This window comes from Marinobacterium sp. xm-d-530, assembly GCF_013283365.1.
Classification (GTDB): Bacteria; Pseudomonadota; Gammaproteobacteria; order Pseudomonadales; family Balneatricaceae; genus Marinobacterium_E.
The window spans coordinates 21373-35272 of the sequence record NZ_WBYM01000001.1 but is presented as its reverse complement, the minus strand read 5'-3'; the positions used below and the strand labels follow the sequence as shown (position 1 = coordinate 35272).

The 13900-nt window shown below is 45.1% G+C and carries 14 protein-coding genes and 1 tRNA gene; 7 read left to right on the top strand and 8 right to left on the bottom strand.

Annotated elements, in window-relative coordinates; all coding sequences use genetic code 11:
• Positions 1 to 34 precede the first annotated feature (34 nt).
• Together XMD530_RS00195 and gltX are read left to right on the top strand one after the other, a co-directional pair.
• On the top strand, positions 35 to 661 hold the full coding sequence (locus XMD530_RS00195) for a transaldolase family protein (protein WP_173488612.1): 627 nt from the start codon (positions 35 to 37) through the stop codon (positions 659 to 661).
• A gap of 72 nt (positions 662 to 733) precedes the next feature.
• Positions 734 to 2215 (top strand): glutamate--tRNA ligase, encoded by a 1482-nt coding sequence (gene gltX / locus XMD530_RS00190; protein WP_173480614.1) that lies wholly within the window; start codon positions 734 to 736, stop codon positions 2213 to 2215.
• A gap of 41 nt (positions 2216 to 2256) precedes the next feature.
• Here gltX and XMD530_RS00185 read toward each other — a convergent pair whose 3' ends face one another.
• Complete coding sequence (locus tag XMD530_RS00185) at positions 2257 to 3015, bottom strand: IclR family transcriptional regulator (protein WP_173506518.1); 759 nt, start codon at positions 3013 to 3015, stop codon at positions 2257 to 2259.
• A gap of 186 nt (positions 3016 to 3201) precedes the next feature.
• On the opposite strand from XMD530_RS00185, the gene XMD530_RS00180 reads away from it, so the two are divergent.
• A tRNA-Ala gene (locus tag XMD530_RS00180) sits at positions 3202 to 3277 on the top strand.
• A gap of 42 nt (positions 3278 to 3319) precedes the next feature.
• Here XMD530_RS00180 and XMD530_RS00175 read toward each other — a convergent pair.
• From XMD530_RS00175 to XMD530_RS00150, 6 genes are all read right to left on the bottom strand, one after another.
• Complete coding sequence (locus XMD530_RS00175) at positions 3320 to 3634, bottom strand: nucleotidyltransferase family protein (RefSeq protein WP_173505641.1); 315 nt, start codon at positions 3632 to 3634, stop codon at positions 3320 to 3322.
• Positions 3616 to 4029 carry a nucleotidyltransferase substrate binding protein gene (locus XMD530_RS00170; RefSeq protein WP_217361984.1) on the bottom strand — a complete coding sequence of 138 codons (414 nt, stop codon included), beginning with the start codon at positions 4027 to 4029 and terminating at the stop codon, positions 3616 to 3618. The genes XMD530_RS00175 and XMD530_RS00170 overlap by 19 nt, the downstream gene beginning before the upstream one ends.
• A gap of 136 nt (positions 4030 to 4165) precedes the next feature.
• On the bottom strand, positions 4166 to 5281 hold the full coding sequence (locus tag XMD530_RS00165; protein ID WP_173506517.1) for a BMP family ABC transporter substrate-binding protein: 1116 nt from the start codon (positions 5279 to 5281) through the stop codon (positions 4166 to 4168).
• Between the two features lie 28 nt (positions 5282 to 5309).
• Complete coding sequence (locus XMD530_RS00160; protein WP_173506516.1) at positions 5310 to 6233, bottom strand: ABC transporter permease; 924 nt, start codon at positions 6231 to 6233, stop codon at positions 5310 to 5312.
• On the bottom strand, positions 6233 to 7312 hold the full coding sequence (locus XMD530_RS00155; protein ID WP_173506515.1) for an ABC transporter permease: 1080 nt from the start codon (positions 7310 to 7312) through the stop codon (positions 6233 to 6235). Before XMD530_RS00155 ends, XMD530_RS00160 begins: the two co-directional genes overlap by 1 nt.
• Complete coding sequence (locus XMD530_RS00150; RefSeq protein WP_173506514.1) at positions 7309 to 8829, bottom strand: ABC transporter ATP-binding protein; 1521 nt, start codon at positions 8827 to 8829, stop codon at positions 7309 to 7311. Before XMD530_RS00150 ends, XMD530_RS00155 begins: the two co-directional genes overlap by 4 nt.
• Before the next feature lie 384 nt (positions 8830 to 9213).
• Here XMD530_RS00150 and XMD530_RS00145 point away from each other — a divergent pair, with 384 nt between their 5' ends.
• Together XMD530_RS00145 and XMD530_RS00140 are read left to right on the top strand one after the other, a co-directional pair.
• On the top strand, positions 9214 to 10617 hold the full coding sequence (locus XMD530_RS00145; RefSeq protein WP_173506513.1) for a tyrosine-type recombinase/integrase: 1404 nt from the start codon (positions 9214 to 9216) through the stop codon (positions 10615 to 10617).
• Positions 10618 to 10797: 180 nt separating this feature from the next.
• Positions 10798 to 11793 carry an HIT family protein gene (locus XMD530_RS00140; protein ID WP_173506512.1) on the top strand — a complete coding sequence of 332 codons (996 nt, stop codon included), beginning with the start codon at positions 10798 to 10800 and terminating at the stop codon, positions 11791 to 11793.
• 73 nt (positions 11794 to 11866) lie between these two features.
• On the opposite strand, the gene XMD530_RS00135 is transcribed toward XMD530_RS00140, so the two are convergent.
• The gene (locus XMD530_RS00135) at positions 11867 to 12352 is read right to left on the bottom strand and encodes a WD40 repeat domain-containing protein (RefSeq protein WP_173506511.1); all 486 of its coding nucleotides are present in this window, start codon (positions 12350 to 12352) and stop codon (positions 11867 to 11869) included.
• A 122-nt stretch (positions 12353 to 12474) separates the two neighbouring features.
• On the opposite strand from XMD530_RS00135, the gene XMD530_RS00130 reads away from it, so the two are divergent.
• Positions 12475 to 13089 carry a hypothetical protein gene (locus XMD530_RS00130; protein WP_173506510.1) on the top strand — a complete coding sequence of 205 codons (615 nt, stop codon included), beginning with the start codon at positions 12475 to 12477 and terminating at the stop codon, positions 13087 to 13089.
• Positions 13090 to 13100: 11 nt separating this feature from the next.
• Positions 13101 to 13883: a hypothetical protein gene (locus XMD530_RS00125; RefSeq protein ID WP_173506509.1), complete on the top strand. Its 783-nt coding sequence runs from the start codon at positions 13101 to 13103 to the stop codon at positions 13881 to 13883.
• The last annotated feature ends 17 nt before the right edge of the window (positions 13884 to 13900 follow it).

Below are 13900 nucleotides of genomic sequence, written 5' to 3'. Positions count from 1 at the left end.
TCAAACTTTAGTTTTATAAGTGGATTTTAACCTCATGGAATGGTTGCTTGATAGTGCTGACGTAAAAGATTGGAAGAGAGTATCACCAACTGGCCTATTTTCGGCCGTTACGACCAATCCACTTCTTATTCAGAGAGCCGGTCTGCACTGCTCAATCGACACCTATAAAGCGCTGCTTGATCAAGCGATGGATCTAGGGTTTAACCACCTTCAGCTACAGGTGTTTGGTGATGATTGGGAAGCAATGGCGGAGAAGATTCTTTCGATCAGTGATAACACCCTCGTCAAAATCCCAGCCAATGAAAAAGGCTTCGCTCTGGCAACCCAATTAGCCGTGCCTGAGCGTACGACCATTACCGGTGTCTACTCAGTCCATTTAGGAGCTGCAGCAGAACGCCTAGGCGCTGCTTATGCTGCGCCTTATTATGCCCGATTGGCTGAGTCGAATCGTGATGTGGAAGTTATCTTAGCTGGCTTGCGCGCTGCCTGCCAGAATACAAAGATCCTAGTCGCAAGCCTGCGCTCGATCGATCAGTTCGAGCATTTGGTCACGCTCGGTCATCGTTGCTTTACGATTCCGGGTGCCTTGCTGAATGATCTATTGAGTGATGAGATGACGGAAGCAGCCATCGCGCAGTTTGAAGAGGCCGCGAAGAGCTGAAATGTCGGTTTAAGATCAGACAACAGTTCTTTATAATTCACGCCATTATTAATTTTCGGATCTATTAAGTTTATGACCGTTCGTACACGTGTTGCTCCATCTCCAACAGGCGATCCACACGTAGGTACTGCCTACATCGCACTGTTTAACCTTGCCTTTGCTCGCCAGCATGGCGGCCAATTTATTCTGCGAATCGAAGATACCGATCAGACTCGTTCAACGCCTGAGTCTGAGCAGGCAATCCTCGACTCTATGCGCTGGTTAGGTTTGGAATGGGATGAGGGTCCAGATGTGGGTGGTCCGCACGGTCCTTACCGTCAGTCTGAGCGAAAAGATGCCTACAAAGACTTTGCGATGCGTCTTGTTGAAGAGGGTAATGCCTTCATCTGTTACCGTACCGGAGAGGAGCTTGATCAGCTACGTGCATCTCTAAAAGAGCAGGGCATAAATCGTGCGCTTAAAGAGTGTGATTTGGCTCTACCTGCAGATGAGGTTGAGAAACGTCAGGCTGCGGGTGCGCCATTCGTTGTTCGTATGAAGGTGCCTGTTGACGGTGTGTGTGAAGTTGATGACATGCTTCGCGGTACCATTGAGCTTGACTGGGCTTTAGTAGACGCGCAGATTCTTCTGAAATCTGATGGCATGCCAACCTATCATTTAGCGAACGTAGTTGATGATCACTTAATGGAGATCACGCACGTGATTCGTGGTGAGGAGTGGATTAACTCGGCGCCTAAGCACAAGTTGCTATACCAGTACTTTGGCTGGGATATGCCTCAGCTTTGCCACATGCCGTTGTTGCGTAACCCTGATAAGTCAAAGCTCTCCAAGCGCAAGAACCCAACTTCGATCCTGTTCTACAAACGCATGGGTTACCTACCAGAAGCGTTGTTGAACTACCTTGGCCGTATGGGTTGGTCGATGCCAGACGAGTCTGAGAAGTTCACTCGTGATCAGATGTTCGAAAACTTCGATATCCAGCGTGTATCACTCGGTGGTCCTGTTTTCGATCAGGAGAAGCTGAGCTGGTTGAACGGCCTATGGATTCGTGAAGAGTTGGATCCTGCTGCATTTGCCGCTGAGTTCCAGAAGTGGGCACTTAATCCAGAGTATCTGATGCAGATTATTCCACTGATCCAACCACGTGTTGAGAAGTTCTCTGATGTGGCACCTTTAGCGAGTTTCTTCCTGTCGGGCATGATGCCAATCACCTTAGAGAGCTTTGCTCATAAGTCGCTTCAAGAGGAAGATGTTCGTCGTATTCTGCAATTTGCAGTATGGCATCTTGATCAGCAGCGCGAATGGGATCGTGACTCACTCTTTAATAGCCTAAAAGGCTTGAGTGATGCGATGGAGTTCAAGATCCGTGACTTCCTATTCCCGCTGTTTGTCGCGATTGCAGGTACGTCACAGTCTGTCTCTGTCGTAGATTCAATGTCGATTCTGGGTCCGGATATGAGCCGTGCTCGCTTGCGTCATGCGTTGGACATCGTCGGTGGCCCGTCCAAGAAGCAGACGAAGGCTTGGGAGAAAGAGTTTCGCTCGATCGTTTAATGAGAAAACCAGACAGGTTTAAATGCCTGTCTGGTGCTCAACTAAGATCTAAACCCCAACTGCTCAGAAATTCGCTCTCCCGTTGCCTTTAGGTCAGCTATCCACTCCTCTTTACGTCGTTCAATGGGGGCTGACACAGAGAGTCCTGCAGCCACCTTTCCGTTACGATCGTAAATCAGCACGCCAATACAACCCACGCCAATTTCGGCCTCTTCATCGTCTAGTGAATAGCCTCGTTCAACCGATTCGTGACAGACTTTTTTAAGGGCGTCGATGTCGCTAAGCGTGTTTCGAGTGTAAGCAGGAAGATTAGTTCGTTTTGCATAACCATCGATACTGGAATCGCCACCCAGGCCTAGCATCAGCTTTCCGACTGCTGTGACATGCAGGGGTGCGCGGCTTCCGATCAGTTGGTTAACGTGCATCATCCGGTTGGGCGTCGCTTTCTCGAAATAGATGACGACATCGCCTTCGCGCAATGTCAGGTTTACCGTTTCGCCTGTCCTATCACGCAGTGCTTCCATGTGGGGCAGGGCAACGGCACGAATATCGACTTCTGAGTGCAAGCCGCTAGTCAGCTGTATCAGCTTTTGGCCAAGGCGATATTCACCATTACCGCTTGCTTCAACGAATTTATTGTCGCTGAGAGAGTGCAAAATGCGGTGAACAGTTGAAGGGTGAAGTCCCGTTTCGGCACTGAGGATCTTTAACTTAACCGGTTTCGAGTAGCGGGCCAGTGCTTCTAAGATTTGAACGGCACGATCGATTACCTGTATTTTTGATCCGGAAGTTTCACTCATTTTGGGCTTCTCAATAATATTGTCATCTAGTTAGTGTATTTTTCATGATGCAGTAAGTTTTTCAAATAGTGAATATTTCATATTGTGAATTTATTTCAGAATGAAAATTATTATCTCTCTCGCACTCTTGAGAGATTAGCAGTTGCAAGGGCTGTTCGGTTTGATTAATATCCTGCTTGCTCTGATGGGGCCTTAGCTCAGCTGGGAGAGCGCTTCGCTGGCAGCGAAGAGGTCAGGAGTTCGATCCTCCTAGGCTCCACCAAATAAAAATGGCTACCGTAAGGTGGCCTTTTTTGTTTGAACTTCACTGAACTCGAACGTATGAATCTTTTATGATCTTTCTAAATCGTTCAGAGGTTGTAGACCAGTCTACAATGTCTACCGGCCAAACTAGGTCACACCGATCAAATGCATCTTTGATCGCAGCAATCTTGCTTAAGCCAAGAGGGGTCTCAGTCATAATAGCTAAATCTAGGTCTGAGTAGGGACGAGCATTTCCAGTTACTCTGGAACCAAAAGCGATGACTGAGATACCAGGGACTTCCGATTCAAGGATGCCTCTTACTGTCTCTAATTCGTGCTCATTGATCCGTAAATGATCTAGATTGAGTTCTGGCATTTGTTCGTTAAGATCTTTTGCAGGTGAACAGCTTCATCAATAAAAGCTGGAATTCCTTCCACTACTTGGATGGCAACGCTTTCGTCATAAGTATGGCTAGTTTTACCCCTCATCTCTCGATAAGTGCTCCAATCTGACCAGTTGCCTTTAATTAATTTCTTATCAGAAGCCGTGCGAATTAAACCCTGAAAACTGAGTTCATTAATACTGTCACTGTTGGCGGAACTCTCAACAAGGTACCGGCGAATCATCTTATGTGCGAGTTCGTACGTGAATTCAAAGCGTTGAATTAAACCGTCACGGACTTGATCGTCTGAGGTATCAAGCTGATAACGCTCCAATCCTTCTATTAGCTTCTTAAGAGCGTTGTTAAATGGTGTTAGATCTAATTCCATAATCATCACATTGTTTGAACTAAGTCTTATTTAAACACACTTTCCACTCAAATTGATGCCCAGACAACTTCAAATAGTTGCCCATAAAAAAGCCCCGGCAACTCAGTTACCAGGGCTCTTTCAAAGCAATTTCAGCTTATTGTGGGATAGAACCTTTTAGGCCTTCTACGTAGAAGTTCATGCCTGCAAGAGTACCATCATCCGCTGTTTCGCCTTCAGCCAACCAAGCAGAACCGTCTTGCTTGTTGATTGGGCCAGTGAATGCGTGGTATTCACCAGAAGCTAGTGCATCACGTAGTGCGATTGCTTCAGCTTTCACGTCTGCAGGTACTGCAGACGAGATCTCGCCGATGCCAACCATGCCAGCGCCGATACCGTCCCAAGTGTTTACTGATTCCCAAGTACCGTCTAGAACTGCTTGAGTACGTGCGATGTAGTATGGTGCCCAGTTATCGATGATCGATGAAACGCGTGGCATTGGACCGTATTCAGCCATGTCAGATGCCTGACCGAAAGTGATTACGTTGCCCGCTTCCTGTGCAGCAGCCTGTGGTGCAGTTGAGTCAGTGTGCTGAAGGATAACGTCAGCGCCTTGCTCGATTAGAGCTTTAGCTGCATCTGCTTCTTTAGCTGGATCGAACCAAGTGTAAGCCCAAACAACGTTGAACTCGACATTTGGATTCGCTTTCTTAGCGTGGATGTAAGCCGAGTTAATGCCACGGATTACCTCTGGGATTGGGAATGAACCGATGTAACCAATTTTGTTGGTTTTAGTCATTTTACCCGCGATGTGACCCTGTACTGCACGGCCTTCATAGAAACGAGCAGAGTAGACAGATACGTTGTCTGCTTGCTTGTAGCCAGTCGCGTGCTCGAACTTCACTTTAGGGAACTTCTTAGCAACATTGATGGTTGGATCCATGTAACCGAACGAGGTTGTGAAGATCAGATCAGCGCCTTGAGCAGCCATCTGGGTCATAACACGTTCAGAGTCAGCACCTTCTGGAACGCTCTCTTGGTAGATCGTTTCAACGCGATCACCGAAGTGCTTCTCAACCGCTAGGCGGCCTTGGTTGTGCTCGTAAGTCCAGCCACCGTCACCCACAGGGCCAACAAATACAAAGCCAACTTTGACTTTATCATCTGACTTCTCAGCAACGGTTTCTTCTTTGTCGGCTTTGTTGAGCGCAAAGAATGCAGCAACAGCAACCGCTACTATTACTACTAGAATTAGTAGTTTATTAAGTTTCATAGGTTTCTCCCTAGTGAGTTTTTTAACCTCAGTTTGAGGCGTGGAACAGGCGGCCAAGGGAGGCGGGTGCCCCGTGATTCCCTTTTGCCGAAATAATGACCAGTACAAGAATTGTTATCAAAAACGGTGACATAGACAAGTACTCAACTGGAATTGCGACACCAGCTGCTTGCAGATTAAGCTGCAGCACGGTGATGCCACCAAATAGATAAGCGCCCAATAGTGCTCGCCAAGGCTTCCAGCTGGCGAATACAACAATTGCCAGTGCGATCCAACCCGCACCCGCTGTCATACCCTCGGTCCACTGTGGGACACGAACCAGACTGATGTATGCACCGCCCAAGCCAGCACAAGCACCACCGAACATGATCGCCATGAAACGGATGCGGATAACCTTATAGCCCAGGGCGTGAGCAGCATCGTGATTTTCACCTACTGCGCGAAGTACCAAACCGATGCGCGTGTACTTAAGAACAAACCAAACGGCTGCCACGATCAGAATAGAGATATAGACCATTGGATCGTGTGAGAACAGCATAGGCCCCAATACAGGGATGTCTGATAGAACGGGAATCTCGAAGGCTTGAAGGGTGGGTGACTTGATCCCTTCATAAGGTTTACCCAACAGCGCAGAGATACCTAAGCCGACTAAGGTTAACCCCAAGCCAGTCGCCACTTGGTTCGATTTAAAGAAGAGCACCAAGGTTGCGAAGATAGTCGATAGCAACGCACCTGCAATAGCCGCCGTTACGAACCCCAGGGCAGGGCTAGTTGTATTGACAGCGGTTATAAAACCTACCACCGCACCGACAATCATCATGCCTTCAACACCTAGGTTAAGCACGCCGGACTTTTCTACGACGGTCTCACCAATGGCAGCCAGCAAGATCGGAGTGGCTGAAACCATTAAAGAGGCGATCAAAAGGACGGGGCTGATTCCTGGAAGATCCATTATTGAGCCGCTCCCAATCGAATTCGGTAGTTGGTAAACATATCCGTCGCCAGCAAGAATAGAAGCAACATACCTTGGAATAGCTGGATGGAGGCGCCGGGAAGTCCCAACATCAACTGTGCTAATTCACCGCCGATGTAAGTCAGTGCCATTAATAGACCAGCTAACAGAATACCCACTGGGTGAAGTCGTCCTAAGAAGGCAACGATGATGGCTGTAAAGCCGTATCCAGAGTTGAAGTCGATGGTGATTTGGCCTGCTGGGCCTGCCACTTCAAACATTCCTGCTAGACCCGCCAAGGCTCCAGAGAAACCAAGACAGAAGACAATTAGACGTGTCGTAGAAACACCGGCAAATTGGGCTGCTTTAGGTGCTTCACCCATTAGACGAACTTCAAACCCACGAATGTGGCGAGTCATCATGACGTAGGTAAAGATCACCGCAATAAATGCACTGATGACGCCCCAGTGCATGCCGGAATTGGCAATCACTTCACCATTGAACGCACTTGGGTACTGTTGCAGGTTGCGTGAACCCGGGAATCCGTATCCGTCAGGGTTCTTTAATAGGCCTTGCGCTACGGAAGCTAGAATCGATTCAGCAACGTAGACCAGCATTAACGAGACGAGAATCTCATTTGTTTTAAACTTGGTTCTAAGAACTGCAGGGATCATAGCCCAGAGCCAGCCGCCGAAAGCGCCAGCAATGATCATTGCTGGGAAAATAAAGGGTGATTCAGCAGGGTAGACGGCCAGTGCAGCAGCGGCACCAAAGATAGCCCCCATAATGTACTGGCCCTCAGCGCCAATATTCCATATGCCCGCTTTAAAACCGACCGACAGTCCAATAGCAATAAGAATGAGTGGGCCTGCTTTAACCAGTAGTTGTGGTCGTGAGTAGGAGGCGAAGTTCTCATCAAACAGTGGATCCCAAAAGATGATGCGGATAGCTTCAAACGGATCTTTACCCAGGGCTGCAAACATAATGCCGCCGGCAATCATGGTAAGGATGACAGCGATAATCGGAGTCAGGATGGTGGTTGTTCGTGACGGCGCTAACCGTTTTTCAAAACGTATCACTGTGCACTCTCCTCAAAAGAGGCAGTTGATCCGCCCATCATCAAACCTATTTGATCCATACCTAACCCTGCAGTGGGAACGATTTCAGAGAGTGAGCCCTCATTTAGCGCACAGAAGTGATCACTGATCTCTAACAGTTCATCCAAATCTTGGCTGATCACTACGACACCCGCACCATTATCAGCAAGGTCCAATAGTTTTTGCCGAATAGAAGCCGCTGCAGCCGCATCGACTCCCCAAGTAGGTTGGTTAATGACCAGCACTTCTGGCTTTTGCAAAACCTCACTGCCCACCACAAATTTTTGTAAGTTACCGCCTGATAAAGAGCCGGCTGGAGTGTGAGTGCCAGGGGTGCGCACGTCAAAGTCTTCAATAACCTCTTCGGCATAGTCATTGGCGCTAGACCAGTTCACAAAACCACTTTTCAAAAGCCCCATACGGCGAGCTGCAGTAATCACAGTATTCTCTTTCAGTGACATGGCAGGAGCGGCTGCATGGCCTAGTCGCTCTTCGGGTGCACTCAGAAGACCTAGCTGACGACGTTTGATAGGGCCTAGCTCACCGATGGGTTCGCCATTAAATTGAATGGCGTTGGCGTTCGTTTTAAGTTCGCCAGAGAGTGCCGAAAGGAGTTCATCCTGACCATTACCAGCAACTCCGCCAATACCCAGTATCTCACCGGCTTTAAGGTCGATATTGATCGATTTAAGTGAAGTGCCAAATTGATCTTGTGAGGACGAAGAGAGGGCTTTAACAGAGAGTATGGTTTCACCAATATTTCGGCTGGATTTAACCGGGTTTGCAAAACTGGCACCCACCATCATCTCCGCCATCTCGCGAGCCGTGGTTTTTGACGGCACACAGGTTGCGACCTTCTCACCATGCCGAAGTACGGTCGCTTCATCACACAGAGCACGAATCTCTTCAAGCTTGTGTGAAATGTAAAGAATGGAGGTACCTTCCTCTTTAAGCTGGCGCAAAGTTTTGAATAGGATCTCGACCTCTTGGGGAGTCAGAACCGACGTGGGTTCATCCATAATCAAAAGCTCAGGGTTTTGTAACAAGCAGCGAATAATCTCAACGCGTTGACGTTCACCCGCCGACAGGGTCCCTACAATACGGTTTGGCTCAAGCGGTAATCCATAGGCATGTGAGACGAGCTCAATACTTTTGGATAGCTCACGTGGCTTGGGTGCGTCATCCATGCCCAGTGCAATGTTTTCAGCAACGGTTAATGCATCGAAAAGGGAGAAGTGCTGAAACACCATCGCAACACCTGATGAGCGAGCCGCGTTGGGCGACACTGGCGAGTAGTCGGAGTTGTTGAGTGTCATTTGGCCAGAGTCAGGTTTAACCAGGCCGTAGATCATCTTAACCAGTGTGCTTTTACCGGCACCGTTCTCACCTAAAAGGGCATGAACTTCGCCCTTTTTGATTTCGAAAGAGACATTGTTATTGGCGACAACACCCGGGTATGCCTTCGTCAGGCCATTAATCTTTAAGAGCGCATCTGCCATTAAATCGCTTTCTCTTGGTGGCTGAAAGAACAGTCGCTGTCTGACTGTCTGGTTAACAATTGAGTAAGAATACCTAGGGAAGGATCATATGTCATCACTCTGTCACTGAGTGATTCTATATTTAGGGGTTAGATAAAGTATTTGGTAACTGGGAAGGTTTTCTTAGTAATTTTAGGCATAAAAAAACACGACGCGTGGTCGTGTTTTCTCTAGATGCTCTCTTTGTACCTAATGAATGGTACCGATGGTCGGACTCGCAAATTTTATTTAAGTTATTGTTTTAAATGGATTTGTATGTCTTAGGGTTAGTGTATTTTGCGGAAAATCTTGCGGAAGTGCTTGATTCATACTCTAATGAGGATTGATAAAGTGCGAACCATCCGAATGAAATACGTTATTACAAGAACAAACAAACTTTACTACCAGCGAGCATATCCCACTAAACTCAGAGAGTTAGCCGGTAAGAAGAACTTCACCTATTCCTTGGGGCTATCAACTGAAGCGACTGATCGTGATTTAAAGAAGGCTGTGCTTCAAGCAGATGAGTTGTTTGATATTGAGTGCAGGGTTATTCAAAACTCAAATGTTTCAGCTTACACATCAGATGATGTTGATAAATTAGCTAAATTGATTTTAAAAAAAGCTGGAGTTGAGCCTGATATTACAGAAACTCACCAGCAGTATGTTTACGATCCTGAATCAAGCACTCCTTATTTTGCAGCCGAATTAATATTGGGTGAGCAGGAGTTAGATAGGATTGGCAGAAAAATTGATGCTGATCAGGCTCTTACTGTTGAGGAACTGGCGCGTAAAAGAGCATTTACACTCCTCGTTACTAAAAAAGGTAAGCGTCCTGTTACCCTTTCCAAACTTTGGGATGAGTACCTGATACATAGGGGGCTTGATCTCAATTCAAGAAATGGAAGCAAAGCAAATAGATATTGGCTTAATTGGCTATCAATTATAGGTGAGCAATACGCAACGAGGGATTTGAACGATTCTATAGCTATTTCTCTCCAAGACTATGCTGATAAGCGAGCGACGGAAGTGAATGAATCTTCTTCAGTAGAGAGAGAGCTAAATGACATTATAGCTGCTCTAAGATTCGGCTCTAAAAAACACCGATTACTCTGGGCTATTGAAAGGCCGTATGTAAGGCCAACTCCAAAAAAACCAAGAAAGCCTTTAACTGTAACAGAGCAAAAATCTCTAGTAACTTCTCTGTTTTTACATAAAAACATGAGTTTGTATGAAGGCAGGATTGCAACTCTGATTCTGCTTTATCTACAGTCGGGAATGATGAGTAGTGAAGTTGCGAGGCTTAAAGAAGATGATATTTCGTTGGATAGTGAAGTGCCTTACATACTCATTCGTAATGCCACTAAATCCGAAGCTAGAAAGCGTCTAGTCCCTGTTGTTTTGGGGCGGAAGATAATTCATAAATATCTCATTGAGACAATTGAATGGCTGAACAGAGTTACAGAAACTACACCGTCTGCGGCCATGAAAAAAACTATAAGAACACTGTCCGGCAATTCCAATGCTACAGGGCACTGTTTGAGACACTCTTTCAAAATGAATGCACAAGCATCAGGAGCAGATGTATTGTCCATAGCATCTATTGCTGGTTGGAATGACTCAAAGCGTTCAGTTAGCTCTCATTTGCTTAACTACGGTCATGAGGGGATTGAGAGCAGTGAAGTCGTCATGAGTCTTTATGAAGCGAATAAGAACATTAACAAGCACCTTATCAGTATTGAGAATGAGATTGGTTTGAGTAGTTGCTAAGTGCGTTAATTTTCTGAACAGGTGAAGGGGGCTGGGGGCGAACCCCAGTCACTGTATTAAGTAATACGCCAAGAAGATTTTTTATTAATTTTTTGTTCTCATAAGTTTAGTGAACTTTGATTATGTTGTTTTCTAGTCAAAACATATCACTAAAATAGTTATCCTTTATTAGGAGATGAAATGTCAGAATTTTTTGAAACGTTAAAGCATTTCATTTCTGTAAAAATGCAAACTTCCCACATATACCAGCCTGCAATGTTAGTTAAGTTGCTCAAGTCATCTGGTGAAGCTAGTACCAAAGAAATTGCTAAACACCTCCTCACTTATGATGACTCCCAAGTTGAATACTATGAAGAGCGTGTAAAGGTAATGGTCGGTGAAGTATTGACCAAAACCCATGGTATTACTGAAAAGTTAAAAGATGGGCGTAATATTTCAGGCTACAAGTTAGCAGGCTTTGATCAGTTGTCCACTAGTGAGGTTAATGAGCTTATAAGCCTCTGTGAGGATCGTTTAAAGGCCGAGTTAAGCCGTAACCGTTTCAAGCATAGAAACGTTCGCAGAATGCCTGTTTCGGGGTCTGTTCGCTATAAAATACTTCAGCGAGCAAAGCATAGATGTGAGCTATGTGGAATCCCCGCCGATCAAAAGGCTTTAGATGTTGATCATATAGTTCCAAAGAATCTTGGTGGGTCAGATGATGAATCCAACCTTCAGGCTCTTTGCTATACCTGCAACCGTTCAAAAGGAGATCGGGATAAAACTGATTTTCGTGACATTGAATCAACATATGCCGAACGAGATAAATCCTGCCCGTTTTGTACTGAGGTGATTAATAGGGTGGTTGAAGAGAACGAGTTGGCATTGGCTTTTCTTGATGGTTACCCAGTGACTCAAGGTCATACTCTGATTATCCCTAAGCGTCACGTCGCTGATTACTTTGACCTAGTTCAACCAGAGCTTAATGCAATCCAACAGTTGATTAAATCTAGGCAATCTCAACTTAGGAAAGTTGATCCGAGCATTACAGGGTTTAATGTTGGAATTAACGCAGGGAAGTCAGCCGGACAGACTGTATTCCATTGCCATATACATTTAATTCCAAGAAGGGACGGTGATATGGATAATCCCAGAGGCGGTGTCAGAGGTGTGATCCCTGAAAAGCAAAAGTATTGAAACTTAAAGCAACTTCAATAGTTTATTTTCGTGACTCTTTACACTGTTGTTGCATGGGTGAATTATGACTCTTTTACAGATCATCCAAATCTATGATTACAGTTCCATCAGCAGAAGTTTGGACGATAATGGAGTTGTTATCTTCACTGAATGATACGGATTCAATGTAAGGGTTGCTTGCAACTTTGGGGCGCACAACTAGATTTCCGTGGACATCAAATACCGCAATATCCAGTGAGTTCTGGTCATAAACATAAAATAATGAACTATCTTGTGAAAAGCCCATGAGTGTGAAGCACTCTCTATGAGTACCCTCGCTCCCTTCAAGAATAATCGTAGATGTATCAAGTTTAGTTAGCTTGTAGTAACAGCCTGTATAGCCTTCCAAAGCAAACCTTTTGTCTGGACTTATTATTGTATTATTTCCAACTAGAGTGCCTTGAGATGGATTGATAGTTGGAGTCGCTCTGGCTTCTTCAAAAGCCAAAATAAATATTAACAACGTTGCGAATGCGCTCACTACACGAGCATCTATGTTTAACGCGACTCCTTTAAGCATATAACCAACCTATCACTACATTTTATTCGGAAATATTAAGACTAATATAACAGACTTATTTGCAATGCGGCTCGTATTAAAACAATATTCTTTTTATCTTCATTTCCTTGAGTACTAAAACGATGCTTACATATTTTTTGATTTTTCTGGCTGTCGGTGCGGTCATCGCTCTAATCCTACGAAGTAAGAAATCGGCCTATGTGCTAATGCTTGTCATTGGTCTGCTATGGGGTGTGCTAAGTGGTATCCAGTGGGGTGCATTAAGTTTTTTTGAGATGTTAATAGGGCACTCTATCTTAAATGCATTACTTAACATTCGAGAGGGTAATGAATCGTTGCCTAAAACAGAAATTGACTCTTTTTCTTTAGAAAATACTGCTTCAACCCTAGCGGATATGATGACAATGACTAAAGGGTTAGGTGGTTACCAGATATCAGATACTGAGGCATTGGCATTAGCTAAACGTTGTGTGGACTTTGCCCACAGAAAATCCCCCGAAATTATGGACGCGAACATAAGTCCTTTTGTAAAAGCACAGTTTTCATGTGTCCTGTATCTAGAATTAAACAAGCTGGATAGTGATCTTGAGGGTTGTTTAAACCGAAGTGCAACGTTTTTAAGTGTAAACATGATTGATCTACTTAATGATGGCGTAAGTCAGGCTGAAGCTAAACTACTGGCAAGAATAGGTGGTGCTATGTCTGGTGATGAAAAGTTATCAGACTACATTATTTAAAGAGGGTGCGAATGTTGAATAGTGCTTACAGGATTTTATCTACATGGTCCTCGGTATTCATTCTATTGATATTGTCTCTGGCTTCACTCAATTCACAGGCTCAAACTCAACCAACCCAAAGGTTGAGTGCAGATGATTATTCTCTTAATTATGATCAGTTGATGATTTGCACTTGGGTGGAGGAAACGTCTTCACTTGTAATGAGGATGCGCCAGAAAGGAAAATCACAGGATTATGTAACTGGTCAGCTAGATGCCCTTATCAAAACAGACAAGGCTTACGATGGTTGGAGGGATATAGCTTCTATTGTTTCGCACAACAATATTGTTTTAGCTTTTGAAGCTGATCAAATGCAAGAGTCAGAGATTGATTGGGCGGCCAAAGATTTTGGTGTGTTTATGTATAACTACTGTCTTATGGGTGAAGTTGTCGGTTGGGATTTTGGAACTGTAGAGTTAACTACTACCCTTACACAAAGGGCATTGCCCCAAAAATATAACCTCTCAACTCCTCAGTTAGAGATGTGCGAGTGGGTTGAAGAAAATGCTATTTCGGCCTTAAAAATGAGAAATCAGGGGCTTGTGGATACTAATGTAAATGATGCGCTCAAAAGAAAGTTCAAAAACAAATACAAACGCATTACGCCCCTCATAGAACAGTTAATTGGTTCGTTAGTACAGGGTGCATATACCAACCCCATTCAGCCTAAATATTTATCAACTATTAGCTCTCAAGATTATGGTGTTCAAAGATACAATCAGTGTGTTGAAGGAAACCTCATCATGTGGAAGTAAAAAAGCTGCAGAAACGA